The following is a 26,047-nucleotide window of genomic DNA, read 5'->3' on the forward strand; positions in this document are numbered from 1 at the left end:
GATCCTAGGCCGTGCCCGACCACTCCACTCCTCACCCGGCGGATCGCCCGGACGAGGCGATCCCCGCCGAGACCCTCCCCACCCGCCGCTACGTCGAGAACAAGGCACCCCGCGGGGTGTATGTGCGGGTGTTCATCTACGTCGTGGCGACGCATGTGCTGCTGGCGTTCATGAGTCTGCTGGTGGTCGTCGCCAAGTCGCGCTGACGGCAGGCCCGCACGGCCCGCGAGGCCGTCCATCCGTCCGGTCCGAAAGTCCATTGCCCCGTCACGGCCACGGGGTGGAGCCTGCTGCCGCAAGGCGTTCGCAGCAGGCTCCACCCCGTACCCCGTCGCACGAGGAGGACCGAAGGATGCACCGTACGCGCACCGCGGCGGCCACCGCGCTGGCCCTGGCTCTCGCCATGATCCCCCTGACGGGCATGTCGGGGCCGCCGGGCGCCGCCGGACGCCAGGCCCCCGCCCGGGAGGCCCGGGACAGACCCGCCGGAGCCGTCTCCCCCGCCCCGCAGTCCGTCCGCCCCCGCTCCGACCGGGTCACCATCACCCCGACCGTGACCGTCGTCGCCGGTCCGAAGGCCGACGCCGCGGCGCTGGCGGTGGTGTCGAAGTCGCTCAGGGACGCCGGCGCGGACCACGTCGTACGGGCCGACCGGGCACCGGCCGGGCGGCGGCTGACGGTCTACGTCGACGGTGCGGGCGCGGCATCGGCGCTGCGGGACCTGGGCGCGCGGGGCACCGGCGGACTGCCCGCCGAGGGCTATGCGCTCGCCGTCGGCGCCGGCCGGATCGCACTGGCCGGCAAGGACGCCACCGGCACGTACTACGCCGCGCAGTCGCTGCGGCAGCTGCTCCCGCGGCGCGACCGCCCCGGCGCCCAGGTGCGGGGCACCGCCGTACGCGACTGGCCGGCCACCGCGCTGCGCGGTGTCATCGAGGGCTTCTACGGCACCCCCTGGTCGCACCGGGCCCGCCTCGACCAGCTCGACTTCTACGGCGAGCACAAGATGAACCTCTACGTCTACTCGCCGAAGGACGACGCCTACCTACGGGAGAAGTGGCGCGACCCCTACCCCGCCGACCGCCTCGCGGAGCTCAAGGAGCTGGTGGACCGGGCGCGCCGGCGGCATGTGGAGTTCAGCTACGCGCTCTCTCCCGGGCTCTCCGTCTGCTACAGCTCCGAGGCCGATCTGCGGGCGCTGACCGCCAAGTTCCAGACGCTGTGGGACATCGGCGTACGGACCTTCGCCGTGCCGCTGGACGACATCAGCTACACGGACTGGAACTGCGCGGCGGACAAGGACCGGTTCGGTACCGGCGGCGGGGCGGCCGGGACCGCGCAGGCGCATCTGCTCAACCGCGTCAACCAGGAGTTCGTCGCCCGGCATCCGGGCGCCCGGCCGCTGCAGATGGTGCCGACCGAGTACTACGACGTCGAGCCGACCCCGTACAAGAAGGCGCTGGCCGCCCGGCTGGACGGCGATGTGCTGGTGGAGTGGACGGGCGTGGGGGTGATCGCGCCGACGATGACCGTGGCCCAGGCCCGGCGGGCCCGGGAGGTCTTCGGGCACCCGATCCTGACCTGGGACAACTACCCGGTCAACGACTATGTGACCAACCGGCTGCTGCTCGGGCCGTTCAGCGGCCGCGAGAAGGGACTGCCCGGGCAGCTGGCGGGGATCACCGCGAACCCGATGATCCAGCCCGCGGCGTCCAAGCTCGCGCTGTACACGGTGGCCGACTACGCGTGGAACGACGCGGCCTATGACGCGGGTGCCTCCTGGGGCGCGGCGATCGAGGAGCTGGCCGGTGGCGACGCCCGTACGGCACGGGCGCTGCGGGCCTTCGCCGACGCCAACTACTCCTCCGCGCTCAACCCCCGGCAGGCTCCCGAACTCGCCGCCGCCGTCGAGGAGTTCGGTCGCGGCGGGGACGCGCGGCGGCTGGACGCGACGCTGCGGGGCCTCCAGGACGCGCCGGCGGTGCTGCGCGACCGGCTGCCCGACCGGGGCTTCGTCGAGGACGGTGCGCCCTGGCTGGACGCGGCGCACGCCTGGGGCGTCGCGGCGCGTACCGCCCTCCGGCTGATCGAGGCCACCAAGGCGGGCGACGACGCGCGGGCCTGGGAACTGCGCCAGCGCGTACCGGAGTTGGTGCGCACCGCCTGCTCGTTCGTGTATGTGGACATGACCGGCAAGAGGATTCCGGTGCTGGTGGCCGACGGGGTGCTGGACGCCTTCGTCGAGGACGCCCTGGCCGCGCACGACAAGGCGCTGGGCGTCGTCGGCCGCCCCAGGGCGTCGACGGATCTGCCGGTCTATCAGGACAACGCGGTCTCCCGGATGACCGACGGCGACGACGCCACGTACTTCTGGAGCGGCGCGGCGCCGCGGGCCGGTTCGTCTGTCGCGGTGGATCTGCACGCCGAGCGCCCGCTGGGCACCGTCACCCTGAGCATGGGAAAGAGCGGCAGCCCGGACGACTATCTGCACCACGGCGTGCTGGAGTACTCCTCGGACAACAGGACCTGGCGGCGGCTGGCCGCCTTCGACGCCACACCCGAAGTGCGCGTCGTACCGCCGGCCGGCACCACCGCCCGGTACCTGCGCGCGCGGGCCGCGCAGGCGCAGGACAACTGGCTGGTGGTGCGGGAGTTCACGGTCGCCGGGGCCGATCGGGTGGCGGTGGCCGGCGACCCGCCCGCCGCACCGGGCAGCGCCCTGCGGTCGGCGGCGGACCAGGACCCGGCGACCGCCTACCGGGCGGCGCGGGCGGCCCGGCCGGGTGAGGCGCTGGAGTTCACACCGGACGCGCCCCGTTCGGCGCGGTCCGTGACGGTGCTGCGGCCGCAGGGCGCACCGTCCGGGGAGGCGGGCGTCGAGGTCCGCAGGGGCGGTGTCTGGCGCCCGCTCGGCACGCTGACCGGCGCCTACACGCGCCTGGCGGCGGGCGACGGCGCGATCGAGGGCGTACGGCTGCTGTGGCGGAGCCGGACGGCGGCACCCGCGGTCAATGAGGTGATTCTGCGCTGAGCGGAGGCGCCGGGGCGCCGGGGCGCGGTTCGGTACCCGCGCGGGCGGCGTCCCGGTGCCTAATCTGGGCCCGGCACCGCCTCGCGCCCCCGCACGGAGGAGACCGTCCCATGCGACCCGACCCCGACGCCCCCCGGCCGACCGCGGCCGCCGTGCTCGACGACGCCGTGCGCGAGCTCGCCCCGGACGACGGCGCCAACCGGCTGGTGTCGCGGATCGAGGCGGGCGAGGCACCGCGCTCCGTCTTCGCCACCTTCGCCCTCGAACAGCACCAGGTGATCACCGCCGACCGCCTCAGCTTCCAGCATCTGGCGCGGCGGGCGGACGGCGACCCGCCCGTGGCCGACTTCTTCGACCTGCTCGCTCAGGGGGAGGCGCTGGCCCTGAAGCAGCTGGCCGGGCTCGCGGACGCCTGCGGACTGACGGCACGCGACATCGCCGGCTACCAGCCGCGGCCCGGCTGCCAGGCATACCCGTCCTACGCGGCGCGGCTCGCCCTCGGCGCCGAGCCGACCGACGTGGCGATCGCACTGACCGCCAACTTCGCCGCCTGGGGCGGCTGCTGCCGCGTCGTCGAGGCCGCGATGCGCGACCACTACGCCTTCCCGGACGCGGCCCGCGCCTTCTTCGGCTTCTTCGCCGAACCGGCGCCGGCCGTCCACGAGCGGGCCCGGGCGGCGGTGCAGCACGGCCTCGACACCGGCCAGGCCCGGCCGGCCGCGGCACACCGCTACGGTCGGCTCCTCCAGGCGTATGAACTCATGTTCTGGAACTCGGTCGGCGATTGAACGCTCTGCCCGGGGACGCCCGACGGCACCCGGCGCCGCCCGCCGGACGCGGCTCACATGGGCAGCGAGAGCAGCCGCACCGGCTCCGCGGGAGGCCGCACGCCCTCCCGCAGCGGCGTCCACATGGTCCGCAGCGGCATGACGACGGGCCCTTCGGGCTGCTCGACCTGTACGTCCCCGTGGAGGAGGTGGAAGCCCAGCCGCTGGTACAGGGCGACGAGCGGCGGGCGGCAGAAGAGCAGTCCGTAGCGCGGCCCCATCGTCCGGGCGTGCTCCACGGCTGCCGTGACGACCCGCCGTGCCAGCCCCCGCCCCCGCAGGTCGGACGCGACGGCCACCCCGCCGACGCCGATCCACCGCGTCTCCTCCCCGCCGACCGAGACCGGGATCGGCAGCAGACCCGCGTGCGCGACCAGTCGGCCGTCCTGCCGGATGGCGAAGTGCTCCTCCTTGGGCAGCCAGGTCAGGCCGACCTCCGCCACACCGAACGGGTCGGCGCCGTCCCCGAGGATCTCGCTCTGGTCGGCGGGCGTGTAATGCGAGAGCCGTATCACCGCCGGCGCCGCGGAAGGTGTGTTCCCTGTCATCCCCTCATCATGCCCGGTGGCCCCGACGCGGCGGTCGGGGCCACCGGGTGAGACGGCGTCAGCCGCTCAACTCCCCGTAGCGGGCGGTCAGTCGGCGCGCGCCCTCCTCGGTGAGCGAGCCGTGCAGCCGCAGGCGGGCGATGCCGCCGTCGGGGAAGATGTCGATCCGGGCGTGGGTGACGGCGGGGGCGTCGTCGAGCAGGAAGCGGTGGACGGTGTCGGGCTGCAGCCGCGTACGGGGCAGCAGTTCGCGCCACTCGCCGCTTTCGCCGTCGCGGCCGAACAGGCCCGCCCAGCCCGCCGAGTTGCCCTTGAGGTAGCCGGTGTCGATCTCCACCGCGCGGATCACGGACTGCTCGGTGAGGCGGTAGCGCACCCAGTCGTTGCCGGTGCCGCGGCGGCGCCGGGTCTCCCAGCCGTCGTCCATCTTGCGGGAGCGGCCGGGCTGGATGGTGTGGGTGGGCGAGGAGTAGAAGCGGTCCGAGGCGTCCTCGACCCGGCCGCCGTTCTCCAGCGCGGCGACGTCGAAGGTGCCCAGCGCGGCGAGCCAGCCGGGGGCCGGGACGACCTCGCCGTGGACGCGCAGGCGGGCGACGCCGCCGTCGGGGTGCTGGTTGAGCCGCAGGTGGGTGAAGCGCCGCTCCGCCTGGACGGCGAAGCCGTTGGCGGCGTGTCCGCCGATGGCGGTGCGCGGGACGAGGGGGGTCCATACGACGTCGTCGGCGAGCAGTTCGGCGGGCGAGGGCGAGCCCTCCACGCAGGCGCCCTCGACGCTGACGGACTGGGGGTAGTTGCCGCGGAAGTGGGCGGTGTCGACGACGATGCCGCGGACCACGCCGGGTGCGCCGAGGCGTATCAGCGCCCAGTCGTGGTCCTCGTCCGCCGGGAACGGGTGGGCGCCGTCGGTGCCGCGCCGTCTGCGGGTCTCCCAACCGTCCATGATCTTGCCCTTGTGGCCGAAGGCATCGGGGTCGAAGTGGGCGGGCTCGGGCGTCAGGAGGTTCTCCCGCTCGGCGAAGAACTCGTCGTTGGCGGCGATCACGCCCGCGCCCAGCCGGCGGTCGGCGAGGTCGGGGAGGTGGGCGAAGGGGAATCCGGTGGCGCCGGGGGTGCGGTAGTCGGCGTAGGGGTCGCCGCCTTGGTAGGGGCTGGCGTCGCCGGTGTAGCGGGGGAGGTCGGCGGTGGTCATGCGCGCGGCCTTTCCAGGAGTTCGCCGGTGGGCTCGGCGAGGGTGGCGCCGTCGTTGATCTGCCGGCCGCGCAGCCAGGTGGACCGTACGACGCCGTACAGGGTCCTGCCGGCGTATGCGGTGATCTTGTTGCGGTGCTGGAGGGCCTGCGGGTCGACGGTGAAGGTCTCCTCGGGCGCGAGGACGGCGAAGTCGGCGTCCCGGCCGGGCTCGATGGCGCCCTTCTGGTGGAGACCGACCAGCGCGGCCGGGGCGGTGGCCATCCAGCGCACGACGTCGTCGAGGGAGTGGCCGCGTTCGCGGGCCTCGGTCCAGATGGCGGGCAGGCCCAGCTGGAGGGAGGAGATGCCGCCCCAGGCCGCGCCGAAGTCGGCGGTCTTGAGGTCGGCGGTGGACGGCGAGTGGTCGGAGACGATGCAGTCGATGGTGCCGTCGGCCAGGCCCTCCCACAGCGCGTCCTGGTTGGCGGCCTCGCGGATCGGCGGGCAGCACTTGAACTCCGTCGCGCCGTCCGGGACCTCCTCGGCGGTCAGCGTCAGGAAGTGCGGACAGGTCTCGACGGTGATCTTGACGCCCTCGCGCCGGGCGGCGGCGATCAGCGGCAGCGCGTCGCTGGAGGACAGATGCAGCACATGCACCCGGGCGTCGAGCCGCTGGGCGAGCACGATCAGTCCGGCGATGGCGTCGTTCTCGCAGATACGGGGGCGGGAGGCGAGGAAGTCGGCGTACTTGGGGCCGTGCGGCACGGGGGCCGCGCCCAGGTGGCCCGGGTCCTCGGCGTGCACGATCAGCAGGCCGTCGAAGCCGGCGATCTCCGCGAGGGCGGTGGCCAGTTGCTCCTGGTCGACCTCGGGGAACTCCTCCACACCCGAGGGGGACAGGAAGCACTTGAAGCCGAAGACCCCGGCGTCGTGCAGCGGACGCAGGTCCTTGACGTTGCCGGGGATGGCGCCGCCCCAGAAACCGACGTCGATATGGGCCTTGCTGCGGGCGACCTCGCGCTTGGTGTCGAGGTGGGCGGCGGTGGTGGTGGGCGGCAGGCTGTTGAGCGGCATGTCCACGAGGGTGGTGATCCCGCCGGCCGCGGCCGCGCGGGTGGCGGTCCAAAAGCCCTCCCACTCGGTGCGGCCGGGGTCGTTGACGTGGACGTGGGTGTCGACGAGACCGGGCAGCAGGACGTCGTCGCCGAAGTCCCAGACCCGCACCCCGGCCGGTACCTCGGCGTCGTGCGGCAGCACCGCGTCGATCCTGCCGTCCTTGACGGTGACGGTCGCGGCGCGCGTCCCCTGCGGGGTGACGACGCGCGTGGAGCGCAGCACCAGCTCTCTTTCGGACACCCGGTCCCCTCCTCGTATCGTGTCTTCATCGTTGCCCGGCGGCGCGGGAGGCGCACGGCCACCGGGGCCGCGGCGCCCCGGGCGCGCCTTCCGCACCGCACGCGGGCATCGGAACGGAATGCGGAATTCGGAATTCAACAGTCTGTTGAATGAGTCTTCATGCCGGATCCCGGCCCGTCAAGACCCCTCCGCGACCACCGGCGCGGCCGCCGCACCGGCCCCCCGCACGATCCCCGGCTGCTCACCGGCAGCCGTCCTGACCTGCGACGGGATGATGTCCTCAGGGATCGGCCCGGCATCCGAAGCGACCCGGTCACCGCGGCGGACCAGCGCGTAGAGCCCGCCGGCGAGCGCCATTCCGAAGATCCAGGAGAACGGCGCCACCACACCGAAGGCCGGGACCAGGGCGAGTGCGGCGGCGACCGCGGCGGCCGGCAGGAAGGCGATCACCGCCTTCGGGTTGTAGCCCCTGCGGTAGTAGTACGCGCCCCGGGCATCGGCCGAGAACAGCGCGTCCACATCGATCCGGCCGCGCCGCACCCGGTAGTAGTCGACGAGCAGAATCGCCACCAGGGGGCCGAGGAAGGCGCCCAGCGCCCCCAGGAAGTACTGGATCACCAGCGCCGAGGAGTACAGCTTCCAGGGCATCACGACGACGGCCAGCACCGCGGTGATCATGCCGCCGCGCTTGAAGTCCAGATACTTCGGCGCGAGGTTGGCGAAGTCGTAGGCGGGTGAGACGAAGTTGGCGACGACGTTGATGCCGATGGTGGCGACGATGAAGGACAGCGCGCCGATGACGGTGACCACCGGATTGTCGATCTTCTGGATCACCCGCACCGGGTCGTAGATCGCCTCGCCGAAGACCGCGATGGTGCCCGCGGTGACCAGCACGGCGACCACCGCGAAGGCGGTGAAGTTCACCGGCAGCCCGATCAGGTTGCCGCGCCGGTAGGAGCGGTGGTCCGGCGTGAAGCGGGCGAAGTCGGCGTAGTTGAGGACCAGGGTCAGGAAGGTGGCCACGGTCAGACTGACCGCGATCAGGCTCTGTTCGACCTGCTCGGAGCCGCTGAGGCCGGTGATGCTGCGGGTCAGCGAGATATCGCCGCCGGCCTTGACGACCAGGTACACCGCGAGCGCCAGCACCACGAGCCAGACCACCGGGCCGGTCGCGAAGTCCTGGACCTTGCGGATGAACTCCATCCCCCGGGTCAGCAGGACGGCCTGCAGCCCCCACATCAGCAGGAACGCGATCCAGCCCAGGGTGGACAGCCCCAGCACCGAGTTGTGGTGGTACGCCTCCAGACCGGGCGCGATCTGCAGGGTCAGCAGGACGACGGCCGTCGAAGCCAGCCAGGTCTGGATGCCGTACCAGGCCACCGCCATGATCGCGCGCAGCAGGGCCGGGATGTTGGCGCCGTACACGCCCCAGCTGGCGCGGGCGAGCACCGGGTAGGGAACGCCGGTCCGGTGGCCCGCGTGCCCCATCCGGTTCATCAGCCAGTAGACGATCGAGATGCCGACCAGCAGCGCGAGGAACACCTCCCAGGCCGGCAGGCCGAGCACGAACAGGCTCGCCGCGAAGGCGTAGTTGCTGATCGCGTGGGTGTCGGACATCCACAGCGCGAAGATGCTGTAGGTGCCCCATTTGCGCTCGGGGGCCGGCGCGAGGTCCTCGTTGAAGAGCCGCGGGTCCGGCCGCAGGGGCTGCGGTGACGGGGTTTTCACGTGTCCTCCCAGGCAGATCGGGTGGAGCTTAGGGGTCAGTTATCAGATGTCTGATGTCTGTACGGAAAATTCGGTGTTACGAAGAGCGCCTTCGGCGCGCCCCTGGTACGGCCGCAGATGCCTGCTCAGCGGCCAGGACCCGATGGCTTTCGGGCGGGGCGGTGCGAAGCTGCGCCCCTTGCTGGTGGCCAGCCGCAGTCCGACGACCGCCTCGGCGAACTTCACCGCCGCGGCGACGCCGTCGACCACGGGCACCCCGAGCGCGGCCGCGACCTTCTCCTGGAGCCCGGCCATCCCGCCGCACCCCAGGCAGATCACCTCGGCACCGGCCCGCACGGCCTCGCGGGCGGTCTCGATGATCACCGCCACGGTCCGCTCCGGGTCCTCCTCCAGCTCCAGGACGCCGAGCCCGGTACCGCGGACGGCGGCACAGCGCTGGAGCAGCCCGGCCGTCAGCAGCCGGTCCTGGATCTGCGGTACGGCGCGGTCGAGGGTGGTGACGACGCCGTAGGCGTGGCCGAGCATCATCGCCATCTGGGCGGCGCTCTCGGTGATGTCCAGTACGGGTACGTCCAGCAGCTCCTGGGCGCCCTCCCGGCCCGGCTCGCCGAATCCGGCCATGACCAGCGCGTCGAAGGCCGTGTCGAGGGTGGCGAGCCGGTCCAGTACGGCCGCGGCGCTGAGATAGCCCTCGAAGTGCCCCTCGATGGACTCCGGGCCCCACAGGGGTTCGGTGGCGATGATCTCGGTGCCCGGGGCGGCCGCCGCGGTGGCGGTGGCGCGGATCGAGTCGGTCATGGAAGCCGTGGTGTTCGGGTTCATGACGAGAATGCGCATGACACTCCAGCAATTTGGAGGATTCCACAGAATGGACAGTAGGTTTCGCGCAGCAGAACGTAGCTACGGCCACTGGCACCGTCAAGAGATCGCGGCTAGGAGCCTGACCGACGTCTCGCACCCTGGGACAAGGAGGGCCTGACCGGCGCGAACGAGTGTGCGAGAGACCGTGTGTCAACGTGAGGGGACCGGTAGGCTGCTCCGGTCGGGCCCGGCGCCCGCAAGCCCCAGCCGAGACCGATCCGACCCGCCCCGAAAGGAACGCGACGTGCCGCCGTCCAGCGCCAGCACCTCCGCCGCCGCAGCCAAGCCCGCAGGCGCCAGCGGCGGCGTCCAGTCCCTTGAGCGCGCCTTCGACCTGCTGGAGCGGATGGCCGACGCCGGCGGCGAGGTCGGCCTGAGCGAGCTGTCCACCAGCAGCGGACTGCCGCTGCCCACCATCCACCGCCTGATGCGCACGCTCGTCGCCTGCGGCTATGTACGCCAGCAGCCCAACCGACGCTATGCGCTCGGCCCGCGGCTGATCCGGCTCGGCGAGAGCGCCTCACGACTGCTGGGGACGTGGGCCCGGCCCTATCTGGCCCGCCTGGTGGAGGAGACCGGCGAGACGGCCAATATGGCGCTTCTCGACGGCGACGAGATCGTGTATGTCGCCCAGGTCCCCTCCCGGCACGCGGTGCGGATGTTCACCGAGGTCGGCCGCCGGGTGCTGCCGCACTCCACCGGCGTCGGCAAGGCCCTGCTCGCCGACCACCCGCCGGAGGAGGTCCGCGCACTGCTCGGCCGTACGGGCATGCCCGCCGCGACCGAGAAGACGATCACCGACCCGGAGCGCTTCCTGGAGGCGCTCTCCGACGTCCGCCGGCTCGGCTACGCCGTCGACGACAACGAGCAGGAGATCGGCGTCCGCTGCCTCGCGGTACCCGTACCCAACTCCCCCACCTCGGCGGCGATCTCCATCTCCGGCCCGACGGGGCGCGTGACGGAGGCCGCCACGGACAAGATCGTGCCGGTGCTGCAGGACGTCGCGGCGCAGCTGTCGGTGGCACTGGCGAACCAGACGCCGGCGTAGCCGGCGCGCGCTCCCGCTCACCGGCCGCGCGGCAGCTCCCCGAAGCCGTCGATGCGCTCGCGCACCTCGGTGAGCGCGGGCGACAGCGCACTCACCGAGCCGACCGCCCCGGCGATCAGCAGCAGCGAACGGCGCAGCCGGGGCACCTCCGGCAGCCCGTGGCTGACCATCGCGTCCAGTGCGGCCAGCTCGTCATCGGCGGCCGCCCGGTCCGGTAACTCGGCTGGCAGCACGGCCAGTTGGCGACGCAGACGGGCCACCGCCCCGCGCAGCTCCTGGACCCGTGGGTCGCCGTCGACCCCGGTCACTCGTCGATCCTCCTGCAGCTGTTCCACAACGACGGCGTCCTCCATGGCCGTTGCCCTCCGCAATGCGGGACAGTTAACGCCACTCTGCGCTGCCCGCGCCATACGGAGAGCGAAAAAATCGGATCACCGGGTTGTTCCGGGGGTGGGACACGGGGTTGCCGGGGAGACGGGCCGCGGGGTTGCCGCGGGGCACGCCATCGGGGTGTTCCGGGGCGAACCACCAGGTTGTTCCGGGGGAACCACCGGGTCGTCCGCCAGGGTGCCGGGTGAACGGGGCCGTTGCGGCGGGCGGTTGCCGCTTGCCGCCCCTTTTGTTTTTTCCCTCCCGCCCACCCCCCTACGGGGGGTGGGCGGGTACATGTGCGCGGCGTCCCCTAAGGGATGCGCCCCCCGCCAGACCACATACGGTCTGCCGGGGGGCGCATCCCTCAGGGAGTGCCCTGGGCCCAGGGGCCCAGGCACTCGACGCTCAGGAGTTCTCCTTGGGCTGCACCGCGTTGCGCCAGACCCGCACGTCGACGGTCATGTAGCTGCTGGGGTCCGACTTCGGCGCGTAGCCCTTGAAGGTGATCAGGGCGACATGGCCGTAGTCGGTGGTCAGGCACATCTGCGCGCCCTTGGAGAGCTGCTTGGTCAGGATGGTCTCGGTGAACCGGGTCTCGCTACGGCACGTTTCGAGCGAGCCCTCCTGGCCGGGGGTGAGCAGCACCAGCTTGCCGTTCTCGGTGGCGACCTGGTCGTCCGAGTAGCTGTTGTCGTCGTAGGAGAAGTCGACGTCGGTGTCGGTGTCCGAGTTGCTCGGCTGCACCGGCTCGTCGGCCATCGACAGGTGGTACTCGTCGGGCAGGTTGATGCCCTTGTAGTCGACCGGAGTCGGGTCCTGCGCGGGGGCGGCGGGGGAGTTGCTCTCCTCGCCGCCGGGGGTCGCCGTCGGGTCCCCGGCGGGCGTCGGCGACGCGGCGCTGTTCGTCCCCTTCTTGCCGTCGGCGGCCCGGTCGTCGGTCTTCTTGCCGCTGTCCTTCATGAAGGCGTAGACGACACCGCCGCCGGCACCCGCGAAGGCCAGCAGGCAGACCAGCACCAGAGCGGTCATCAGCCCCTTGCGCTTCTTCTTCGGCGGCTCGGGGGCCGGCACCGCGGCGGCGGGGTAGGCGGCGGTGGGGCCGGTCGCCGTCGGGCCGGTGGCGGCCGGGCCGGCGTTCATCGGCGCGCTCTGCGCGGTGGCGCCGACGGTCGGCGCGTAGGCCGCGGGCCCGAAGCCGGGCGGCGGGGTCTGCGGGTGGTTCAGCTCGGTGGCCACCGGCGGGACGGCCGGTGCGGACGGCGGCTGCGCGGGCTGGGTGGGCGGCTGCGCGGGCACGGTCGGCGGCTGGGCCGGTGCGCCCGCGGTGGGCGCCTCCAGCGGGGGCGGCGGCGTCTGCGCGGGCGCCGGCGCCGCGGCACGCGTGGTGATGTCCGCGGCGACGGCGGTGGGCAGCCACTCCTCGGGGCGGCGCAGCTGCGTCTGGCCGGAGGCCGCCCCGCACAGCTCGATGACCTCCGAGACGGACGGCCGCTCGGAGGCGTCCTTGGCCAGGCATCGGGTGACCAACTCCCGCAGCTCCTCGGGCAGTCCGGACAGATCCGGCTCCTCGTGGACGATGCGGTAGAGCACCCCGTGCGAGGTGCCCTCGCCGAACGCCGGGGTGCCGATGGCCGCGTACGCCGCGACCTGGCCGAGCGCGAAGACGTCGGTGGCGGGGGTGATGGTGCTGCCCGCGGCCTGCTCGGGCGCCATGAAGGTGGGGGTGCCCACGGTGACGCCGCTGCTGGTCAGGGACGTGGCGTCGGCGGCGCGCGCGATGCCGAAGTCGATGACGCGCGGGCCGTCGGCGGCCAGCAGCACGTTGGACGGCTTCAGGTCCCGGTGCACGATGCCGGCGCCGTGGATGACCTGCAGCGCCTCGGCGATGCCGGCGACCAGCAGCAGCACGGTGGGGACCGGGAGCCGGCCGTGCTCGGCGACCGCCGCGGCCAGCGAGGGACCGGGGACGTAGGCGGTGGCGAGCCAGGGGCTGGCGCCCTCGGCGTCGCTGTCGATGACCGGCGCGGTGAACAGCCCCTGCACCCGCTGCGCGGACTGCACCTCCTGCTTGAAGCGGCGTCGGAACTCGTTGTCCTCGCTGAACTCGGGGCGGATCACCTTGATGGCCACCGGGCGGCCGCCGGGCGTGTAGGAGAGATAGACCTTGCCCATGCCGCCGGAGCCGAGCTTCGCCGTGAGGCGGTAGCCCGCGATCGACCGCGGGTCGTCGCCTTCCAGCGGCTGGAAGATCCCGGAAGAGCCCACACTGTTCACCACGACGTCCCCCGACTCAGAAGAATGGCTCCGCCCGCCAGAGGGGCGGGGAGCCATGTTGTCCGCAACGGGGCAGAACCTTATCCGGCCAGGCGCCGCACCGTGACATCGCCGGTGGGCGTACGTCACGCATGTCCGAAGAGCCGGTTTCGCTCCCGGATTTGACGGCCTTTCCGGGCCGTTCCGCGACCACCGGCGCACGCCCCCCGCGATGCCCGGGCGGCCGCCTGATCATGCGTCAGCACGTGCGTTCCCACCGGCACCCGTTGGCATGGGCGTACGGAAACCGATGCGTATGCAGGGGCAGAGTGGAGCATTCTTCCTTCCAGGGAAAATATCCGGCATATCACTGAATCGGAGAACGCCATGGAGCCCGACACCGGCCCCGGCACCGGCCCCGACCGCCGCGGCGTCAGCGTCGTACAGCTCATCTGCCACGCGTACGGGCTGTCCGATGCGTCGGAGATCACCTTGGAGCACATACACCGCTACGTCGCCGAGCGCGGCCGCGTGGAGGAGCGCACGCATCATCTGCGGGAGCGGTTCCGGCCGAACATCCCCCGCCCGCGGGCGTCGGACGACGCGGCCTGACCAACGGGCCGCGCCACGAGGTGCCATGAGGTAAGCAGTCCCCATGGCACCGACACCACCCGCACCACCGACACCGCCGACACCGCCGGCACCCCCGGGAGGAACGGGCGACCGCGACCCGGGAGTCCCGGCAGCCTCGACACGGCCCGAGGGGAGGGTGGCCGGCCTGCTGCTCGCCGCGGGCGGCGGGCGGCGCCTGGGGGGCCGGCCCAAAGCGCTGCTCGACCACCGGGGACGGCCGCTGGTCGAGCACGCCGCGCGCGTCCTACGGGACGGCGGCTGCGATCCGGTGCACATCGTGCTGGGCGCGGCCGCCGATTCCGTACGCGCGCGGGCCGAGCTCTCGGCGTACGGCACCTCGGACAATCCGGACTGGGCGCAGGGCATGGGCTCCTCGCTCCGCGTGGGCCTCGCCGCACTGGCCGATTCGGGCGCGGACGCGGTCGTGGTGTCCCTGGTGGACCAGCCGGGCATCGGCGCCGCGGCGGTGGCGCGGGTGCTCGCCGCGTACAAGGGTCGCGAGTCGCTCGCCTCCGCCGCGTACGACGGCCGCCGCGGCCATCCGGTGCTCTTCGGCGCCGACCGCTGGCCGGCCGTCGCGGCGAGCGCACAGGGCGATCGCGGCGCCCGCGCCTACCTCCAGGAGCACACCGACGCCCTCACCCTGGTGGAGTGCGCCGACATCGCCGAGCCGTACGACATCGACACGCCGGAGGACCTGCACCGGCTGGAGTGACGCACGGCCGGGCCGGGGCGGGCGGGACGCAGGGCCGGAACGGGCCGCACACGGGGCCGGAACGGGCCGAACGCGGGCCGCGACAGGCCGGAACCGGGGCCAGTGGGCGCCCCCGGGGCGACGAGTCAGGCGTAATGGAGAGTGACCGAGGTGGCACCGAGAGCCAATCGATCACCACTTCTGTCGACCCTGAGAATCTCGACATCAACAAACCATTGAAGTTCCGCAATAAGGAAACTAGTCTCCACTGGTCAGAAGCGCCCTGAACCCAGACGGCGCCCGCGACCGTTTCTCGGAGCCCGCGGCACCCCGTGCCGCTCGACGCACCGGCGGCCGCCAGGCACCGCCGCTGAATGGAGTGACAGCTCATGTCCGCACCAGCGCCGTCCCCGCTGGCCATCGCCGAAGTCGACCCCGCCCACACCCCGGATCGGCAGGGCGAGGTCCTGACCGACGCCGCGCTCGCCTTCGTCGCCGAGCTGCACCGCCGGTTCACCCCGCGCCGGGACGAACTGCTCGCCCGCCGCGCCGAGCGCCGCGCCGAGATCGCCCGGACCAGCACGCTGGACTTCCTCCCGGAGACCGCACAGATCCGCGCCGACGACAGCTGGCGGGTCGCCGAGGCGCCGGCCGCGCTCAACGACCGCCGGGTGGAGATCACCGGTCCCACCGACCGCAAGATGACCATCAACGCGCTCAATTCGGGTGCCAAGGTCTGGCTCGCCGACTTCGAGGACGCCTCCGCCCCCACCTGGGAGAACGTCGTCACGGGCCAGCTCAACCTGATCGACGCCTATGAGCGCCGGATCGACTTCACCGACCCCGCGTCCGGTAAGTCCTACGCCCTCAAGCCCGCCGAGGAGCTCGCGACCGTCGTGATGCGCCCGCGCGGCTGGCATCTGGAGGAGCGCCACCTGCAGTTCGAGGGCCGTCCGGTCCCCGGCGCCCTGGTCGACTTCGGCCTGTACTTCTTCCACAACGCCAAGCGCCTGCTCGCCCTCGGCAAGGGCCCGTACTTCTACCTCCCGAAGACCGAGTCGCACCTGGAGGCCCGCCTCTGGAACGACATCTTCGTCTTCGCCCAGGACTACGTCGGCATCCCGCATGGCACCATCCGCGCCACGGTCCTCATCGAGACGATCACGGCCGCGTACGAGATGGAGGAGATCCTCTACGAGCTGCGCGACCACGCCTCGGGCCTGAACGCCGGCCGCTGGGACTACCTGTTCTCCATCGTCAAGAACTTCCGCGACGGCGGCGCCAAGTTCGTCCTCCCCGACCGCAACGCGGTGACGATGACGGCCCCGTTCATGCGCGCCTACACCGAACTCCTGGTCCGCACCTGCCACAAGCGCGGTGCGCACGCGATCGGCGGTATGGCGGCCTTCATCCCCAACCGCCGCGACCCCGAGGCGAACGAGAAGGCCCTGGCCAAGGTCAAGAACGACAAGGACCGTGAGGCCGGCGACGGCTTCGACGGCTCCTGGGTCGCCCACCCCGACCTGGTCCCGATCGCCCGCGCCTCCTTCGACGCGGTCCTCGGCGACAAGCCGAACCAGAAGGACCGGCTGCGCGAGGACGTCTCCGTCGCGGCGGCCGACCTGATCGCCATCGACTCCCTGGACGCCAAGCCCACCTACCAGGGCCTGATCGACGCGGTCCAGGTCGGCACCCGCTACATCGAGGCATGGCTGCGCGGCCTGGGCGCCGTCGCCATCTTCGGCCTCATGGAGGACGCCGCCACCGCCGAGATCTCCCGCTCCCAGATCTGGCAGTGGGTGGACGCCGGTGTGGTCTTCGAGAACGGCGAGAAGGCCACCGCGGACCTGGTCCGCAAGGTCGCCGCGGAGGAACTGGCCGCGATCCGCACCGAGGCCGGCGAGGACGCCTTCGCCGCCGGCAAGTGGCAGCAGGCCCACGACCTGCTGCTGAAGGTCTCCCTGGACGCGGACTACGCCGACTTCCTGACCCTCCCGGCATACGAGCTGCTGGGCTGACGTCCCTCGACCGAGGCCGAAGGGCCCTTCCGCAGCGCCGCGTCGCGCTGCGGAAGGGCCCTTCGGGCGTTTGGTCACGGGCGTTTGGTCACGGGCGCGGTGGCACGCGCCGGCCGGACAGCACCGCACGGAACCCTGTCTACAGTGGGTCGGCACTATAAACGTAGTGCGAACAGGTGACGAGAGAGGCGGACGCGGTGGCACGGCGGCGGGAGCAGGTTCTGGACGCGGGGATCGGGATCCTGGGGAGCGCGGGGGCGCGGGGGCTGACGTATCAGGCCGTGGATGCCGCCGCGGGGGTTCCGTCCGGTACCACGTCGAACTGCTTCCGCAACCGGGCGGCGCTGATCGACGGCATCCTCGGCCATCTGCAGCTGCTGGAGCGCCGCGACTGGGAGGACTTCGCCGCGCATGCCGCACCGGCCGACGCCGGGGAACTCGCCGACGCCGTCGGCCGGTTCCTGCAGTACGCGACCGGGCCCGAACGGGCCAGGACCGCCGCCCGTTTCGCCCTCTACCTGGAGTCCATGGCCCGGCCCGAGCTGCGGCCCGCGCTGAGCCGCGGACGGGAGGCCGTCGTGAGCTGGGGTGCGGACTGGCTGCGGCGGTTCGGCTCGCCGGCGCCGCGTCGGCACTGCGAGGTCCTCCTCGACTACATGGACGGTGTCGTCTTCCATCAACTCGCCTTCCCCGTCGAGGACTTCGATCCCGGGCCGGGCATCCGCGAGCTGCTCGGCGGACTGCTGGGCTGACCGCACGGCACCTCGGTCCGACGGCTGTACGCCGCACCCGGAGTCTGGTAGGAAAGCTTCCTAACGATTGGGGAATCCCCCACGGCTCGCTCCGAACTGGAGGCTGTCTCCATGCGCACCCGATCGATAGGCACGGCCCTGCCCAAGACCGCCACCCGCATCGCGCTGGGCCTCGCGCTGCTGGCCGTACCGGCCACCGCCGTCGCCGCCGCGGCGGGCCCGGCACCGCACCCGCGACCGGCCGCCACCGGCTCCGCGCCGCACACCGTGCGGGCCGCGACGGGCCTGGACGACCCGGCCAAGAAGGAGATCGCCATGCAGCTGGTCTCCAGTGCGGAGAACTCCTCACTGGACTGGAAGGACCAGTACAAGTACATCGAGGACATCGGCGACGGCCGCGGGTACACCGGCGGCATCATCGGCTTCTGCTCCGGCACCCACGACATGCTGGAGCTCGTCGAGCTCTACACCCAGCGCAAGCCCGGCAACGTCCTCGCCAAGTACCTCCCCGCACTGCGCGAGGTGGACGGCAGCGACTCGCACGAGGGGCTGGACCCCACCTACACCAAGGACTGGAAGAAGGCCGCCCAGGACCCCGCGTTCCAGAAGGCTCAGAACGACGAGCGGGACCGGGTCTACTTCAACCCCGCGGTCAAGCAGGGCAAGGCCGACGGCATCGGTGTGCTGGGGCAGTTCGCGTACTACGACGCGATCGTGATGCACGGCGACGGTGACGACAAGACCAGCTTCTCCGGCATCCGCAAGCGCGCGCTGGCCAAGGCGAAGCCGCCGGCCCAGGGCGGCGACGAGAAGACCTACCTCAACGCCTTCCTCGACGCCCGGGTCTGGGCGATGAAGCAGGAGGAGGCGCACAGCGACACCAGCCGGGTCGACACCGCGCAGCGGGTGTTCCTCAGGAACGGCAACCTCGATCTGCACACTCCGCTGGACTGGAAGGTGTACGGGGACAGCTTCCACATCGGCTGACCCGCCGTCCGCGCCCCGGCCGCACCGGGCGCCGAATACCCAACGGCCCGTACGGGAGCGGCGGTTGCGCTCCCCTACGGGCCGTTGCCAGGCGCAGGAGGTGTCCGTACCCCGGTGCCTCAGTGGGCGGGGGCGGCCGCCGGCTCGCCGCTGTCGTCCACGGCGCCGCGGTCGGGCTGCTGGGGGATGTGCGGGTCGGCGGGGCCGTCGGCGGGCGCCGCCCCGGCCGGCTCCCCGTCAGCCACCGGCCGGCCCTCCGCCGTACCCGCGTCCGCCGCCTCCCCGTCGGCTCCCTCCCCGGACGCCTTTCCACCGAAGTGGTTGAAGGCGAGGTTGAGGGCGATGGCGACCAGGCAGCCGGTGCTGATGCCGGAGTCCAGGACGACCAGCAGGTCCTTGGGGAGGTGGTGGTAGAAGTCCGGCGCGGCGATCGGGATCAGGCCGATGCCGACGGAGGCCGCGACGATCAGGGCGTTGTCGCCCTTCTCCATCGCGGCGGTGGCCAGCGTCTGGATACCGCTGGCGGCCACCGAGCCGAAGAGCACGATGCCGGCGCCGCCCAGGACGGGCAGCGGGACCAGCGAGATGACCGAGGCGGCCACCGGGCACAGGCCCAGCACGATCAGGATCAGTCCGCTGGTGGCCACGACGTAGCGGCTGCGCACCTTGGTCATCGCGACCAGGCCGATGTTCTGTGCGAAGGCGCTGTTGGCGAAGCCGTTGAAGAGCGGGCTGATGGCCGTGCCGAGGGTGTCGGCGCGCAGTCCGCCCTCGATCGTGCGCTCGTCGGCCGGCCGGTCGACGATCTTGCCGAGGGCGAGCATGTCGGCGGTCGACTCGGTCATGCAGACCAGCATCACGATGCACATGGAGACGATCGCGGCGATCTCGAACTGCGGGGCGCCGAAGTGGAAGGGCGCCGGGAAGCCGATCAGATCCGCCTCGGCGAGGGCGGAGAAGTGGGTGATGCCGACGGGGATCGCTATCAGGGTGCCGGCTATCAGGCCGAGCAGGATGGCGATCTGCTGGAGGAAGCCGCGCAGCACCCGGCGCAGCACCAGAACGATCAGAAAGGTCAGCGCGGCCATTCCGATGTTCGTCAGGGAACCGTAGTCGGGGGCTTGGGAGTTGCCTCCCTGGGACCAGTTGAACGCGACGGGCAGGAGCGAGACACCGATGAGGGTGATGACGGTGCCGGTGACCACCGGCGGGAAGAAGCGTACGAGCTTGGAGAAGTAGGGGGCCACGAGGAAGCCGAGCACACCGGCGACGATCACCGCACCGAAGATGATCGGCAGCGCGTTGTCGGGGCTCTGGGCCTTGCCGATGGCGACCATGGGGGTGACGCCGGCGAACGAGACGCCGTTGACGAAGGGGAGCTTCGCGCCGACCTTCCAGAAGCCGAGGGTCTGCAGGAGGGTGGCGATGCCCGCGGTGAACAGGCTCGCGCCCATCAGGAACGCGGTCTCGGTGGCGCTCAGCCCGCAGGCCGGCCCCACGATCATCGGCGGGGCCACCACACCCGCGTACATCGCGGCCACATGCTGCAGGCCGCTGGTGAACATCTTGAAGGGCGGGAGGGTCTCGTCGACCGGATGCTTCCGGTCCTCCTCCAGGGTCTGCCCGGGAGTTGCGGCCACTGCGGGCCTCCTTCGATTTCTGCGTCACCGGGGGCCGGCGAGTGCGAGGCTGTCACGGAGGTCTTGCCATGTGGTGCGTGGTACGAGAAGACGCCTGGTAGGCGATGCTGCGAGAGGTCGCGCTTGTGGCGCGTGGACGACGGTGGCCAGGGCCGGCGGCCCGGGGGTACGGATCGATTCCGCACCCCCGGGGTCCGGCGCTTGTGGATCCCGCTCGGATCCACAAGCCCGGCCGGGAGCCGTCCCTCCCGGCCGAGTCTGTGAGCTGCGTCGGCCGTGTGTGCCGCGCCGCGGGGGTCAGCCCTCGGCGGTGATACGGGCCAGACGCTGCGCCTCGGCCCGCGTGGTGCGGGCGATGGCGTCCTCGTCGGCGTGCAGCAGACGGCCGTTCTCGACGACCGGCTTGCCGTTGACGAGGGAGAGCGTGACCGGAGCCGCGGCCCCGAAGACGAGGGCGGTCACCGGGTCGGCGATGGAGGCGTGGGCGAGCGTGTCCAGCTTCCACAGCACCAGGTCGGCGAGCTTGCCCGGCTCCAGGGAGCCGATCTGGGTGGCGCGGCCGAGGACCTGCGCACCACCGTAGGTCCCCAGGCGCAGTGCCTGGCGGGCGTTGAGCGCGGCCTCGCGGTGCGCCCCGAGGCGGTTGATCAGCAGCGCGTTGCGCAGCTCGGTGTGGAGTTCGCCGGACTCGTTGGAGGCGGTGCCGTCGACGCCGAGGCCGACCGGGACACCGGCGGCGAGCATGTCGGGGACGCGGGCGATGCCGGCGGCCAGCCGCGCGTTGGACGACGGGCAGTGCGCGACACCGGTCTTCGTCCGGGCGAAGGCCGCGATGTCGGAGTCGTTCATGTGGACGCAGTGGGCCATCCACACGTCCTCGCCCAGCCAGCCGGTGGACTCGAAGTAGTCGGTCGGGCCCATGCCGAACAGCTCGTGGCAGAACTTCTCCTCCTCGACCGTCTCCGAGCCGTGCGTGTGCATCCGCACGCCGAGCCGGCGGGCGAGCTCCGCGCCCTGCCGGAGCAGTTCGGTGGAGATGGAGAAGGGCGAGCAGGGGGCGACGGCGACCTGGGTCATCGCGTCGAAGGAGGCGTCGTGGTGCTTGTTGACGGTCTCCTCGGTGCCGGCCAGGGCGCCTTCGAGGGTCTCCACGGCGAAGTCCGGCGGCAGACCGCCGTCCTTCTCGCTGCGGTCCATGGAGCCGCGGGCGAGGGTGAAGCGGACGCCCATGTCGGAGGCGGCCTTGATGATGGCGCCGGACAGGTCGCCGGAGCCCTTGGGGTAGACGTAGTGGTGGTCCATCGCGGTGGTGACACCGCCGCGGGCCATCATCGCCAGCGAGCCCTGCGCGGCCGAGTGCACCATCTCCTCGTCGATGCGCGCCCAGGTCGGGTAGAGCGCCACCAGCCAGTTGAAGAGGTTGTGGTCGGTGGCCAGCCCGCGGGTGATCCACTGGTAGAAGTGGTGGTGGGTGTTGACCAGACCCGGGGTCACCAGGTGGCCGGTGGCGTCGATGCGACGGACCACGTTCTCCAGGCCCTCGGGGGCCTTGCCGGCGCCGATCGACTCGATCTTGTTGTCGGCGACGACGAGGTATCCGGAGGCGTACTCGGTGTCCTGGGCGTCGACGGTCGCGATCGCACAGTTCTCGATGACGACGCGCTGGGCTGCCGATGGTGCCATCGTGCTTCCTCTTCTCTGTGGTGGCGATGGGGCTCCCCCTTGCTCGGACGAGTCCGGGAGCTCGGGGGCGGGCACGGCAGGACCCTACGAGGATTTGAGTGCCGGAACCGTCGAGCAGCTCCGGGTGCCGAGATGGTGGAAGAACAGATTGAGCAGGACCGCGGTCAGGGCACCGGCGCTGATTCCGGAGCCGAGTACGGTCTGCGCCCAGGCGGGGAAGTCCGCGTAGAAGGTCGGCGCGGCGAGCGGGATGATACCGGCGCCGAGCGAGACCGCGACCAGGATGATGTTCGAGCTGTCGTCGAGCCCGGCCTCGGCGAGCGTACGGATACCGCTGACCGCGATCGAGCCGAACAGGACGATACCCGCGCCGCCGAGGACCGGCATCGGCACCAAGGAGACCACGGCGCCCAGGACGGGGAAGGCGCCGAGGACCAGGAGCGTGCCGCCGGCGAGCGCGACGACGTAGCGGCTGCGCACCTTCGTCAGCGACACCACTCCGACGTTCTGCGCGAAGGCGCTGGTCGGGAAGCCGCCGAAGACGGGGCCGAGCAGGGTGGCCAGGCCGTCGGTGCGCAGTCCTCGGGTGAGGGTGGCGCTGGTGGTGGGACGGTCGCAGATCTCACCGAGGGCGAGCATGCCGGCCGCCGACTCCGTCATCAGCACCAGCATCACCAGGCACAGCGAGAGGATCGCGGCCGGCTGGAACTCCGGTGCGCCGAAGGAGAACGGGGTGGGCAGTGCGGCGATCGGGGCCGAGCGCAGCCCGTCGAAGCTCGCCATCCCGAAGGGGATCGCGGCGACGGTGCCGACGACCAGGCCGATCAGCAGGGCGATCTGCTTGACGAAGCCCTGGGTGAAGCGCTGGACGAGCAGGATCACCACGAGGGTGAAGGCGGCGAGCGCCAGGTTCGGCATGGCGCCGAAGTCGGCGGCGTGCTCGTCGCCGCCCTGCGCCCAACCGACCGGCACGGGCATCAGGGTGACCCCGATGAGGGTGATGACGACGCCGGTGACCAGCGGCGGGAAGTAGCGCAGCAGTCTCCCGAAGAACGGGCCGATCGCGAGGCAGAAGACTCCGGCGACCATGACCGCCCCGTAGATGGCGGGGAGTTGATGGCCCTTCGCGGTGGTCTCGGCGATGGCGAGCATCGGGGTGATACCGGCGGAGCTGGCCGCATTGACGAACGGCAGCCGGTTGCCGGCGAAGCGACGGAGGCCGAGCGTCTGCAGGAGCGTGGCGAGCCCGGCGACGAGCAGGCCGGCGGCGATCAGCCGGGTGCGGCCCGCGGCGTCCAGACCGACGGCCTGGCCGATGATGAGCGGAGGGGTGACGACACCGGCGTACATCGCAGCGATGTGCTGGAGCGCGGCAGGGACGAGCCGCTTGGCCGCCGGCTTTTCGTCCACCGGGTGGACCGGGGACGGAAGGTGGTGCGGGTCGTGCGATGGCTGTGCCATGGGTCGTTCCCCTCAGGATCCGCGCCCCCTCCCCGCTGTCGGGTGGGGAGGGGACGCGAGGCACGGCGTGGCGTCAAAGGCGCTCAGAGGTTCGTCAGATCCACCGGGATCCGGGCTTCGACACCGTCGCGCAGGACAGTGGCTTCGATCAGCCCGTACGGGCGGTCCGCCGCGTAGTAGACCTCGTTGTCGTTCTTCAGCCCGAACGGCTCCAGGTCCACCAGGAAGTGGTGCTTGTTCGGGAGGGAGAACCGCACTTCGTCGATCTCGGAGCGGTTGTTGATGATGCGCGAACCCATTTGGTACAGGGTCTGCTGGAGCGAGAGGCTGTAGGTCTCGGCGAAGGCGTGCAGCATGTGCTTCTTCACCTGCTCGTACGAACGCTCCCAGTTGGGCATCCGCTGCTCGTCGTCGGTCCAGTTGAACCGCCAGCGGGCGGATACCTGCGTGGCGAGGATGCGGTCGTATGCCTCCTTCAGCGTCGTGTACTTGTCCTTGATGTAGCCCCAGAACTCCGAGTTGGTGGAGTTCATCACCACGAGGTCCTTCAGACCGGAGATGACCTGCCACTGCTCACCGTCGTAGACGATCTCGGTGAGGCGGGTCTCCTGGCCCTGGCGGACGAAGGAGTGCTTGACCTCGTCGGCGCCGATGAAGCGGGAGTTGGCGTCGGAGGTCTCGATCCGCTCCCAGGCGTACTCCTCGATGCGGATCCGGGCCCGCTTGATCGGCTCCTGGCTGGTCACGAAGTGCCGGGCCAGGTGGATGCCGAACTGCTCGGCCGACTCGATCCCGTACTCCTTGGCGAAGGCGTACACGGTGTTCTTGGTCGTGTCGGTGGGCAGGCAGTGGGCGTTGGAGCCGGAGAGGTGGACCTCCTCCAGGTCGCCGGAGAGGGCGACGGAGACGTTCAGGTCCTTGATGTGGTGGGTGTCGCCATCACGAGTGATCTTGACGACGCGGTTTTCCGCTTTGCCGTACTGGTTCTGGCCGAGAATCGTGGGCATGTCGGTGCTAGCTCCCTCGGTATACGGAGTAGCCGAACGGGTTGAGCAGCAGCGGTACGTGGTAGTGCTCGCCCGGCTTGACGGCAAAGGTGATTGCCACCTCCGGGAAGAAGGCTCCGCTGTCCCTTACGCGGGGGGCGTCCTGCTGTTCCTCGGCTTGCTGGTGTGTGCTGTGCTCTTTTGCGACGCTGTGCTGGTCGGAAACGAAGTACTCCTCGACGGCGAAGTCGAGGCGTACGTGGGTGGTGCCCTCCGGCAGCGCCGGCAGGTCCTTGCAGCGCCCGTCCGCGTCGGTCTTGGACGCGCCGTGGGCGGTCCAGGCACCGTCGCCGGAGCGCACCGAGAGCGTGAGGGCGACGCCCTCCGCGGGGCGGCCCACGCTGGTGTCCAGGATGTGCGTGGACACCGACGTCGGTGCAGCCGTCTCGCTGCTCATGCTGCGTCTCCTTCTGCGTGCTCCGCGATACGGGTCAGGCGAATCCGGTTGATCTTGCCGAGCTCCACGCGAACGATCTCTCGTTCCTGTTCCGGCGTGTTGTCGATCCGGTTACGGACCGCATCGCGCATCTGCTCTCCGGTACGGCCGGAGGCGCAGATCAGGAAGACATGGCCGAACTTCTCCTGGTAGGCCAGGTTGAGTTCGAGCATCTCCGCCTTGAGCTCGTCGGAGGCGCCGGCCATCCCGCTCTGCTCGCGGTTCGAGGTCGGGTCCCCCGGCTTCGGCCGGCCGATGGGCGGGTGCCCGGCCATCGCCTCGGCCAGGTCCTGTGCGGTCAACTCGGCCATGGCGGCGTCGCTGGCGGCGAACAGGGCGTCGGTGGTGGCGTAGGGGCGCTGGGCGAGAACCTTGTTCCCCCATGCCCGGCTGGCACACACCTCGTGCAGTGCGGCCCGTGCCGTACTGTCGTCGGCGGTGTTGAACCGGGTGAGCCCCGGGGTCTTGCTCGAAGACACGGGAAGCCTCCGTGGCCTGGTGCTGGACAGCTCTGGTTGGCTGGAAACAGCTAAGACCTCCGGCAACATCACGTCAACACTTTGTTGAAAAGTCGGTGACACAAAAGCCGCCGTCCGGGTGATGCGGGACGGCGGCTCCGGCGGTCGGGGCGGTTCTTCGTCCGAATCGCCTCAGTCGGCGCCCTTCGCGGCATTCTCCCTGTTCAGATAGTTGTAGACGGTGAAGCGGCTGACGCCAAGGGCACCCGCGACCGTCTCGACGCCGTGCCGGACCGAGAAGGCCCCGCGGGCCTCCAGAATCCGCACCACCGACTGCTTGGTCTTGCGGTCCAGCTCGGCCAGCGGCATACCGTGCCGGCGCTCCAGCTCGGCCAGGATGTGATCGAGCGAATCCGACAGGTGCGGGAGCCGTACGGCGACCCGGTCCTGCCCCTCCCAGGTCAGCACGACATCGTCGCCCGTGGCCAGGTCCGGCGCGACCATCTGTCCACCCATGGCGTCCACCAGCGGCTTGACCGCCTGGACGAACGGGTGGTCGGCGGGCTCGGTCACGTCGCGTCCCCCTCGCCCCGCGCGGCCTCCCCGATCACGTTGACCTGCAGGGAGACCCGGGTGGCGCCCGCCCGCAGGGTTTCGCGCAGCAGCGCGGACACCGCGCCGAGCACCTGATCGGCGTCGCCCTCGGCCGTATTGCCGAACGGGCCGACATCGACGGCGTCCAGCTCGGCGCCGGTGACGATGTCGCGCGCCACCACCGCATGCGCCGGCGCCTCGTCCAGGTCGAACGGCTCCGTCGTGAACTCAACTCTCAATCGCACGCCGCTCAACCTACGCGCGGTTCGCCCCGGCCACCAGAAATTGCTTCGGGGCCCCCTTGACAGCCTCGGAACCCGCCAGGCAATGTTCCATTACGCAGAAAAATAGTTCCACTATCCGGAAGGAGCGCCGGCCTTATGGGTTTCACGGACACGCGCTTCAACGTCAATCTGTCGATCCTGTTCACCGAGCTTGCGTTGCTGGAGCG

The 26,047-nt window shown here is 71.4% G+C and carries 24 protein-coding genes; 9 read left to right on the top strand and 15 right to left on the bottom strand.

Annotation, left to right across the window (positions count from 1 at the left end; all coding sequences use genetic code 11):
• Positions 1–11 precede the first annotated feature (11 nt).
• From ACZ4NB_RS27355 to ACZ4NB_RS27365, 3 genes are all read left to right on the top strand, one after another.
• A complete protein-coding gene (locus tag ACZ4NB_RS27355; RefSeq protein WP_467665631.1) occupies positions 12–206 on the top strand; it encodes a DUF6126 family protein in 195 nt (64 codons plus the stop codon).
• Positions 207–352: 146 nt separating this feature from the next.
• A complete protein-coding gene (locus tag ACZ4NB_RS27360) occupies positions 353–3,031 on the top strand; it encodes a beta-N-acetylglucosaminidase domain-containing protein (protein WP_467665633.1) in 2,679 nt (892 codons plus the stop codon).
• Between the two features lie 110 nt (positions 3,032–3,141).
• A complete protein-coding gene (locus ACZ4NB_RS27365; RefSeq protein WP_467665635.1) occupies positions 3,142–3,819 on the top strand; it encodes a thiaminase II/PqqC family protein in 678 nt (225 codons plus the stop codon).
• Between the two features lie 53 nt (positions 3,820–3,872).
• On the opposite strand, the gene ACZ4NB_RS27370 is transcribed toward ACZ4NB_RS27365, so the two are convergent.
• From ACZ4NB_RS27370 to ACZ4NB_RS27390, 5 genes are all read right to left on the bottom strand, one after another.
• Positions 3,873–4,406, bottom strand: coding sequence for a GNAT family N-acetyltransferase (locus ACZ4NB_RS27370; protein ID WP_467665637.1), 534 nt, complete (start codon positions 4,404–4,406; stop codon positions 3,873–3,875).
• 58 nt (positions 4,407–4,464) lie between these two features.
• A complete protein-coding gene (gene alc, locus ACZ4NB_RS27375) occupies positions 4,465–5,595 on the bottom strand; it encodes an allantoicase (RefSeq protein WP_467665639.1) in 1,131 nt (376 codons plus the stop codon).
• Positions 5,592–6,932, bottom strand: a complete 1,341-nt coding sequence (gene allB / locus ACZ4NB_RS27380; protein ID WP_467665641.1) for an allantoinase AllB — start codon at positions 6,930–6,932, stop codon at positions 5,592–5,594. Before allB ends, alc begins: the two co-directional genes overlap by 4 nt.
• A 177-nt stretch (positions 6,933–7,109) precedes the next feature.
• Entirely contained in the window at positions 7,110–8,660 is a 1,551-nt protein-coding gene (locus ACZ4NB_RS27385; RefSeq protein WP_467665643.1) for an NCS1 family nucleobase:cation symporter-1, read from the bottom strand.
• Positions 8,661–8,702: 42 nt separating this feature from the next.
• Positions 8,703–9,497, bottom strand: coding sequence for an aspartate/glutamate racemase family protein (locus tag ACZ4NB_RS27390; RefSeq protein WP_467665645.1), 795 nt, complete (start codon positions 9,495–9,497; stop codon positions 8,703–8,705).
• Positions 9,498–9,765: 268 nt separating this feature from the next.
• Here ACZ4NB_RS27390 and ACZ4NB_RS27395 point away from each other — a divergent pair, with 268 nt between their 5' ends.
• Entirely contained in the window at positions 9,766–10,569 is an 804-nt protein-coding gene (locus ACZ4NB_RS27395; protein ID WP_467665646.1) for an IclR family transcriptional regulator, read from the top strand.
• 17 nt (positions 10,570–10,586) lie between these two features.
• Here ACZ4NB_RS27395 and ACZ4NB_RS27400 read toward each other — a convergent pair whose 3' ends face one another.
• Both ACZ4NB_RS27400 and ACZ4NB_RS27405 read right to left on the bottom strand, forming a co-directional pair.
• Complete coding sequence (locus ACZ4NB_RS27400) at positions 10,587–10,922, bottom strand: DUF5955 family protein (protein ID WP_467665648.1); 336 nt, start codon at positions 10,920–10,922, stop codon at positions 10,587–10,589.
• 424 nt (positions 10,923–11,346) lie between these two features.
• Positions 11,347–13,218 carry a serine/threonine-protein kinase gene (locus ACZ4NB_RS27405; RefSeq protein WP_467665650.1) on the bottom strand — a complete coding sequence of 624 codons (1,872 nt, stop codon included), beginning with the start codon at positions 13,216–13,218 and terminating at the stop codon, positions 11,347–11,349.
• Positions 13,219–13,581: 363 nt separating this feature from the next.
• Here ACZ4NB_RS27405 and ACZ4NB_RS27410 point away from each other — a divergent pair, with 363 nt between their 5' ends.
• From ACZ4NB_RS27410 to ACZ4NB_RS27430, 5 genes are all read left to right on the top strand, one after another.
• The gene (locus ACZ4NB_RS27410) at positions 13,582–13,806 is read left to right on the top strand and encodes a hypothetical protein (RefSeq protein ID WP_467665652.1); all 225 of its coding nucleotides are present in this window, start codon (positions 13,582–13,584) and stop codon (positions 13,804–13,806) included.
• A 157-nt stretch (positions 13,807–13,963) separates the two neighbouring features.
• Complete coding sequence (locus ACZ4NB_RS27415) at positions 13,964–14,542, top strand: nucleotidyltransferase family protein (protein ID WP_467665653.1); 579 nt, start codon at positions 13,964–13,966, stop codon at positions 14,540–14,542.
• Between the two features lie 368 nt (positions 14,543–14,910).
• On the top strand, positions 14,911–16,539 hold the full coding sequence (aceB, locus tag ACZ4NB_RS27420) for a malate synthase A (RefSeq protein WP_467665655.1): 1,629 nt from the start codon (positions 14,911–14,913) through the stop codon (positions 16,537–16,539).
• Between the two features lie 176 nt (positions 16,540–16,715).
• Positions 16,716–17,291 carry a TetR/AcrR family transcriptional regulator gene (locus tag ACZ4NB_RS27425; protein ID WP_467665657.1) on the top strand — a complete coding sequence of 192 codons (576 nt, stop codon included), beginning with the start codon at positions 16,716–16,718 and terminating at the stop codon, positions 17,289–17,291.
• A 111-nt stretch (positions 17,292–17,402) separates the two neighbouring features.
• On the top strand, positions 17,403–18,278 hold the full coding sequence (locus tag ACZ4NB_RS27430; RefSeq protein WP_467665659.1) for a chitosanase: 876 nt from the start codon (positions 17,403–17,405) through the stop codon (positions 18,276–18,278).
• Positions 18,279–18,397: 119 nt separating this feature from the next.
• Here ACZ4NB_RS27430 and ACZ4NB_RS27435 read toward each other — a convergent pair whose 3' ends face one another.
• The 8 genes from ACZ4NB_RS27435 to ACZ4NB_RS27470 form a co-directional block, all read right to left on the bottom strand.
• The gene (locus tag ACZ4NB_RS27435; RefSeq protein WP_467665661.1) at positions 18,398–19,918 is read right to left on the bottom strand and encodes a nucleobase:cation symporter-2 family protein; all 1,521 of its coding nucleotides are present in this window, start codon (positions 19,916–19,918) and stop codon (positions 18,398–18,400) included.
• Positions 19,919–20,215: 297 nt separating this feature from the next.
• Complete coding sequence (locus ACZ4NB_RS27440; RefSeq protein WP_467665663.1) at positions 20,216–21,601, bottom strand: 8-oxoguanine deaminase; 1,386 nt, start codon at positions 21,599–21,601, stop codon at positions 20,216–20,218.
• 84 nt (positions 21,602–21,685) lie between these two features.
• Positions 21,686–23,062 carry a nucleobase:cation symporter-2 family protein gene (locus ACZ4NB_RS27445; protein WP_467665665.1) on the bottom strand — a complete coding sequence of 459 codons (1,377 nt, stop codon included), beginning with the start codon at positions 23,060–23,062 and terminating at the stop codon, positions 21,686–21,688.
• Between the two features lie 83 nt (positions 23,063–23,145).
• The gene (gene pucL, locus ACZ4NB_RS27450; RefSeq protein WP_467665667.1) at positions 23,146–24,069 is read right to left on the bottom strand and encodes a factor-independent urate hydroxylase; all 924 of its coding nucleotides are present in this window, start codon (positions 24,067–24,069) and stop codon (positions 23,146–23,148) included.
• Between the two features lie 7 nt (positions 24,070–24,076).
• Entirely contained in the window at positions 24,077–24,505 is a 429-nt protein-coding gene (gene uraH, locus ACZ4NB_RS27455; RefSeq protein WP_467665669.1) for a hydroxyisourate hydrolase, read from the bottom strand.
• The gene (gene uraD, locus ACZ4NB_RS27460; protein ID WP_393501397.1) at positions 24,502–25,023 is read right to left on the bottom strand and encodes a 2-oxo-4-hydroxy-4-carboxy-5-ureidoimidazoline decarboxylase; all 522 of its coding nucleotides are present in this window, start codon (positions 25,021–25,023) and stop codon (positions 24,502–24,504) included. Before uraD ends, uraH begins: the two co-directional genes overlap by 4 nt.
• 171 nt (positions 25,024–25,194) lie before the next feature.
• The gene (locus ACZ4NB_RS27465; protein ID WP_467665671.1) at positions 25,195–25,575 is read right to left on the bottom strand and encodes a helix-turn-helix domain-containing protein; all 381 of its coding nucleotides are present in this window, start codon (positions 25,573–25,575) and stop codon (positions 25,195–25,197) included.
• Positions 25,572–25,841, bottom strand: a complete 270-nt coding sequence (locus tag ACZ4NB_RS27470) for a YkoF family thiamine-binding protein (RefSeq protein ID WP_407288398.1) — start codon at positions 25,839–25,841, stop codon at positions 25,572–25,574. The genes ACZ4NB_RS27465 and ACZ4NB_RS27470 overlap by 4 nt, the downstream gene beginning before the upstream one ends.
• Between the last annotated feature and the right edge of the window lie 206 nt (positions 25,842–26,047).

Source organism: Streptomyces sp. NPDC026575, from assembly GCF_055567415.1.

Excerpts from the sequence above, each read along its gene's own strand:
- ACZ4NB_RS27360 (WP_467665633.1), top strand. The coding sequence starts at position 353 with ATGCACCGTACGCGCACCGCGGCGGCCACCGCGCTGGCCCTGGCTCTC.
- ACZ4NB_RS27365 (WP_467665635.1), top strand. The coding sequence starts at position 3,142 with ATGCGACCCGACCCCGACGCCCCCCGGCCGACCGCGGCCGCCGTGCTC.
- ACZ4NB_RS27370 (WP_467665637.1), bottom strand. The coding sequence starts at position 4,406 with ATGACAGGGAACACACCTTCCGCGGCGCCGGCGGTGATACGGCTCTCG.
- alc (WP_467665639.1), bottom strand. The coding sequence starts at position 5,595 with ATGACCACCGCCGACCTCCCCCGCTACACCGGCGACGCCAGCCCCTAC.
- ACZ4NB_RS27390 (WP_467665645.1), bottom strand. The coding sequence starts at position 9,497 with ATGCGCATTCTCGTCATGAACCCGAACACCACGGCTTCCATGACCGAC.
- ACZ4NB_RS27400 (WP_467665648.1), bottom strand. The coding sequence starts at position 10,922 with ATGGAGGACGCCGTCGTTGTGGAACAGCTGCAGGAGGATCGACGAGTG.
- ACZ4NB_RS27410 (WP_467665652.1), top strand. The coding sequence starts at position 13,582 with ATGGAGCCCGACACCGGCCCCGGCACCGGCCCCGACCGCCGCGGCGTC.
- aceB (WP_467665655.1), top strand. The coding sequence starts at position 14,911 with ATGTCCGCACCAGCGCCGTCCCCGCTGGCCATCGCCGAAGTCGACCCC.
- ACZ4NB_RS27430 (WP_467665659.1), top strand. The coding sequence starts at position 17,403 with ATGCGCACCCGATCGATAGGCACGGCCCTGCCCAAGACCGCCACCCGC.
- ACZ4NB_RS27440 (WP_467665663.1), bottom strand. The coding sequence starts at position 21,601 with ATGGCACCATCGGCAGCCCAGCGCGTCGTCATCGAGAACTGTGCGATC.
- ACZ4NB_RS27445 (WP_467665665.1), bottom strand. The coding sequence starts at position 23,062 with ATGGCACAGCCATCGCACGACCCGCACCACCTTCCGTCCCCGGTCCAC.
- pucL (WP_467665667.1), bottom strand. The coding sequence starts at position 24,069 with ATGCCCACGATTCTCGGCCAGAACCAGTACGGCAAAGCGGAAAACCGC.
- uraH (WP_467665669.1), bottom strand. The coding sequence starts at position 24,505 with ATGAGCAGCGAGACGGCTGCACCGACGTCGGTGTCCACGCACATCCTG.